A 4,836-nucleotide genomic window follows, 5' to 3' on the forward strand; every position below is an offset into this window, starting at 1 on the left:
CCTCCGGATCTGTTCACCCGCCTCGAAGCGGGCGGGATCCGGGTTCAGCGTCACCTCGGGGTCGGTGAAGCCGGCGGCAAGTAGACGGCGGCAAGTAGACGGCGGGTCGGTTTCTCGGGCTTGTCAGCCGGCCCGCTCGGGAACGATTTTGCTGACGATATGCTCAGCGATCGCCAACGATGCCGTCGCGCCGGGAGATGGCGCGTTACGGACATGCACGACCCGCCCGTTGTGGGACAGGACGAAGTCGTCGACGAGGCTACCGTCGCGGGCGACGGCCTGGGCCCGGACTCCCGCGGGGCCGCGAACCACGTCGGTGGCCCGCAGTTCGGGGACATAGCGCCGGGCCTCGGCGACGAAGGCCCGCTTGCTCGCCGTGCGCAGCATCTCCTTGGCGCCGGTCTTCCAGTGGGTCTTCGCCATCTTGTGGAACCCCGGCCAGGCGAGCGTCCGTCGCAGGTCGGTGCCCTGGACGGTGCCGACCGTGTACCCCTCTCGGGCAGTGGCCAGCACCGCGTTCGGCCCGACCAGGATCTCCCCGTCGATGCGCTTGGTGAGATGGATGCCGAGGAAGGGATATCGCGGATCCGGAACCGGATAGATCAGCCCATGGACGAGGCCACGCCGCTCGGGGCGCAGCAGCCAGTAGTCGCCCCGGAAGGGAACGATCTGCGGGGAGGCGTCCTCACCGGTCAGCGTCGCAACCAGGTCCGACTGCAGCCCGGCACAAGAGATCAGCAGGTCGAACGGCCCGACGCTTTCGGAGACGACGGCGACCCGGCCACCGTTGCGGGACGCTAGCTCGTGATTGCCGTTGGGTCGCGCGCGCGCGGTTCCGGCGACCGTGAGGCGGAGGTGGACGCCGGCTGGGCGATCCTCCACCCCGATCACCTCGGCTCCGGTGCGCACGGTCCCGCCAGCGGCGACGATCTCGGTACGCAGGGCCCGCGCGACCCCGGGATAGTCGATGATGGCGGTGGTGGGTGAGTGCAGGGCGGCGACCCCGCGGGCGTGGGGTTCGACGGACCGCAGCTCGTCGGCGTCGAGCATCCGGGTCCGCGGTACGCCGTTCGCCGCCGCCCGCTTCTCGATCTTGGCCAACCGTTCGAGCTCGCTGTTGTCGACGGCGACCACGATCTTGCCGCACTCGTCGTACCGGATGCGGTGCGTGGCGCAGAACTCCCGCAGCAGCCCGACCCCACGGCGGCACAGGGTCGCTTTGAGCGAGCCTGGGACGTAGTAGAGACCGGCGTGGACGACGCCGCTGTTGCGGCCGGTCTGATGCCGGGCGATGTCCTGTTCCTTCTCGAACACCGTCACGGCCGATCCCGGTTCGACCTGCCCGAGCCGACGGGCGACCGCCAGCCCGAGAATTCCACCGCCGATCACCGCGATGCGACCTGCCACGCCCGTCCCCTGTCCGTCCGTCGAAAGCGTGAATCCCGATCACGCCGATCGTACGAATCCAGTATCGGCGTGCACGGTATGTTACGAGCCGGTAGTCAGCCCGGTAGCCAGCCGGGTGTCCTGCGGGCTCAGCCGAAGAAGTGGCCGGGCGGGTGGGCCCGGTCGGTGCGCGAGCGCGGTGTGCCGCGCAGCGCGTCGGTGAGCGTCCGCGCGGTGTTGACCAGGGGGACGTGGCTGAACGCCTGCGGGAAATTACCCGTCATCCGGCCCAGCCTGGGGTCGTACTCCTCCGCGAGGAGCCCGACGTCGTTACGCAACGACAGTAGGCGTTCGAACAGCTCCTGAGCCTCGTGGACCCGCCCGGACAGGGCGTAGTTGTCGGCCAACCAGAAGGTGCAGGCCAGGAAGGCGCCCTCGCCCGCGGGCAGTCCGTCGACCGCGCCGTCCTCGGCCGTCGGATATCGCAGGACGAACCCGTCCTCCATCAGCTCCCGCTCGATGGCGGCGACTGTTCCCACGGCGCGGGGGTCGGTGGCGGGCAGGAACCCCACCAGCGGCATGTACAGCAGCGCCGCGTCGAGTTCCTTGGAGCCGTAGAACTGGGTGAAGGTGTTGCGTTCGGAGTCGAACCCGCGGGTGCAGACCTCCGTGTGGATCTCGTCCCGCAGCGCCGACCAGCGGTCGACGGGGCCCGGTAGCCGGGACTCGACGATCCCGCGTACCGCCCGGTCGGCCGCGACCCAGGCCATCACCTTCGAGTGGACGAAGTGGCGGCGGGGGCCGCGTACCTCCCAGATGCCCTCGTCGGTCTTCCGCCAGCCGGTCTCGAGGAAGTCCATCAGCTTGGTCTGCAGCGGCCAGGAGTCGTCCGCATGGCTCTCGGTGATGGTCTGCCCGCCGGGGAGCGCCAGCCCGGGCACGGGCTGGCGACGGTTGGCGACCGCGACCCGCGCGACATGCAGGGCGTCGAGGACCTCGCCGTAGACGTCGAGCTGGAACTGGTCGACGGCGGCGTTGCCGACCCGCACCGGGGCGGAGTTCTCGTACCCCGGTAGCCACGGGATCTCGTATTCGGGCAGCCGGCGTTCCCCGGCCACGCCGTACATGATCTGTACCCGGGAGGGGTCACCGGCGACCGCGCGCAGCAGCCACTCCCGCCAGGCGGTCGCCTCGCTGGTGAACCCGGCGTCGAGCAGGGCGAGCAGCGTGATTGTCGCGTCCCGCAGCCAGCAGTACCGGTAGTCCCAGTTGCGCACGCCGCCGATGTGCTCCGGCAGCGAGGTCGTGACGGCGGCGACGATCCCTCCGGTCGGGGCGTAGGTGAGCGCCTTGAGGGTGATCAGCGACCGGCGGACGGCCGGCTGCCACTGGCCGTCGTAGGTGCAGCCCGCCATCCAGTCCGACCACCACGCCTCGGTGAGGGTGATCATGCGCCGGACGTCGTGGGACGGCGGGGGAGTCTGATGGGAGGGGGTCCAGGTCAGCGAGAACGGTACCGACTGGCCGGCGGCGACGTGGAAGTCGGCGTAGGTGGCCATGTCGTGCCCCTCCATCGGGGCGGTTGTCCGCAGGGTGACCGCATCCGGCCCGGCCACCGCCGACATGGTGTGCTCGTCCACCCGGCGGACCCACGGCACGATGGAGCCGTAGTCGAAGCGGAACCGGGTCTCCGATCGGAGGTGGACCGCACCCTCGAGGCATTCGACCAGGCGGAGCACGGTGTGCGTGCCGGCGCGGGGGAACATCGCGTCGACGATGCGCACGGTGCCGGACGCGGTCGTCATGTCCGTCTCCAGCACCAGCGTGTCGCCGCGGTAGCGCCGGCTGATGCCCAGGACTGGCTCGACGGGCGCGATCTTCCAGTGGCCGGCCTCGGAGTCGCCGAGCAGGGCGGCGAAGCACGACGGCGAGTCGAATCGGGGCAGGCACAACCAGTCGATCGACCCAGTGCGCGACACGAGCGCCGCGGAGTGGGTGTCGCCGATCAGCGCGTAGTCCTCGATCAGGGATGGCACGACCTGTTCCTCGCTCCCATGGTCCACTGGTTGTGATCATCTTTGGATCGATGATCGTCGGATAATTGATGATCATCGGGGTCGATGTCATCGGGGTCGCCCGTCGTTGGGCGCGATCGCGGGCACAGCGCCGCCGGTCGACGGTGAACCGGTACGAGCACGCCGCGCAGCGGTGGGCCGGCGGTTACCCGTGGCGGAGGTCGCTAAGCCTCATGAGGGCGTTTACCTTACGGACCCGCTCGGCGGACTACGTTGGGGGTCCGGTCATGGCGGTGCTCCAGCCGTCGTCCGGACCAGATTTCCTTCCCCGATGTGACAGGACTCACCACGTGGCCCCATCGTCGTCACCTGCTGTCACCCGTGCCGCTCGCTACCTGGCCGACCCTCGGCGCCGGACGATGGTCGTCGTGGCGGTACTCGCCACCATCGGCCTGATCGTCTTCGGGATCTACGCGACGTTGGACGGGCCGCCGCCGCAACAGGAGGCCGTCGTGTACTTCGCCCCGGGAGCCACCGAGGCGCAGAAGGACGCGGTGCGCGCCGCGTGCCCTTCGGTGGGCAGGGCCATCCAGCTGCCGAAGGACCGCAACCAGCTGGCCACCAGCCGGATCTATCCGCTGCGGTACGACGTTGCGAAGGCGTCGACCGTCGACCGCGCGGCCCTGTACAAGTGCGTGTACGCCCAGCCGCACGTACTCGGGATCAGTCAGGTCACCCAGGGCCAGTAGACCTTCGCCCATCAGGATCGACTTTTCTCCGGCTCCCGTTGGGCGAGGAGTTCGGCGGGCGTGGGCCGGCCGGCATCGCGGGCCTCCTTCGCCTGCCAGAGACTCACGATCATGGTGGTCAGGATGACGAGCCCACTGAGGATCAGGCTTCCGCCGGACCACCCGGAGGACGCGGGAAGGGTGTCGACCACGATCCACGCGATTCCCGCGGCGATCATCCCCAGCGCGAACAGAATCGTGAACGCCGACGAGAACCGGTTCGCGGCCGCCTGATCGGCGAGGTCGGCGGCCTTGCGCCGGGCCTGCTCGAAACGGCCGCGCGCCCACTCGTACTCCAGGCTCAGGATGAAGAACCCGAGCGCCACGACGAGGAATCCCGGGCCCGGCAGCGCCAACATCGCGATCCCGAGGCCGAGGACGCCGAGACCCAGCACGGTCAGGGCGATCCGGCGGAACAGGCGGGCGCTTCGGATCAGCACGTCGGGTAACCCTCCTGAGCGGATCGTGGACGGGGCGGGAGTGTCCTCTGGGACGGTGCTCTACTGCGACGTTCTTCCGTCATAACGGATCACGCAAGAACATCGTGGCGGGGATCTCCTCGACCTCCTCGACCGATACGTGTCGTGATGCCGACATGCCAACATGCCGACGGGGCGCGGGGATTCGCGGCTCCGCGGGGGTAGGGC

4 protein-coding genes are annotated in these 4,836 nt (G+C 69.5%); 1 reads left to right on the plus strand and 3 read right to left on the minus strand.

The window, feature by feature from the left end:
• Positions 1 to 123 precede the first annotated feature (123 nt).
• Positions 124 to 1,407: an L-2-hydroxyglutarate oxidase gene (locus tag AC08OV_RS23495; RefSeq protein WP_476615750.1), complete on the minus strand. Its 1,284-nt coding sequence runs from the start codon at positions 1,405 to 1,407 to the stop codon at positions 124 to 126.
• 128 nt (positions 1,408 to 1,535) lie between these two features.
• Complete coding sequence (locus tag AC08OV_RS23500; RefSeq protein WP_476615751.1) at positions 1,536 to 3,422, minus strand: glycoside hydrolase family 15 protein; 1,887 nt, start codon at positions 3,420 to 3,422, stop codon at positions 1,536 to 1,538.
• 329 nt (positions 3,423 to 3,751) lie between these two features.
• On the opposite strand from AC08OV_RS23500, the gene AC08OV_RS23505 reads away from it, so the two are divergent.
• Positions 3,752 to 4,150, plus strand: coding sequence for a hypothetical protein (locus AC08OV_RS23505; protein WP_462203487.1), 399 nt, complete (start codon positions 3,752 to 3,754; stop codon positions 4,148 to 4,150).
• 11 nt (positions 4,151 to 4,161) lie between these two features.
• On the opposite strand, the gene AC08OV_RS23510 is transcribed toward AC08OV_RS23505, so the two are convergent.
• Positions 4,162 to 4,629, minus strand: a complete 468-nt coding sequence (locus AC08OV_RS23510; protein WP_476615752.1) for a PGPGW domain-containing protein — start codon at positions 4,627 to 4,629, stop codon at positions 4,162 to 4,164.
• Positions 4,630 to 4,836: the final 207 nt, after the last annotated feature.

The organism is Frankia sp. CeTa3Moorea, assembly GCF_978021225.1.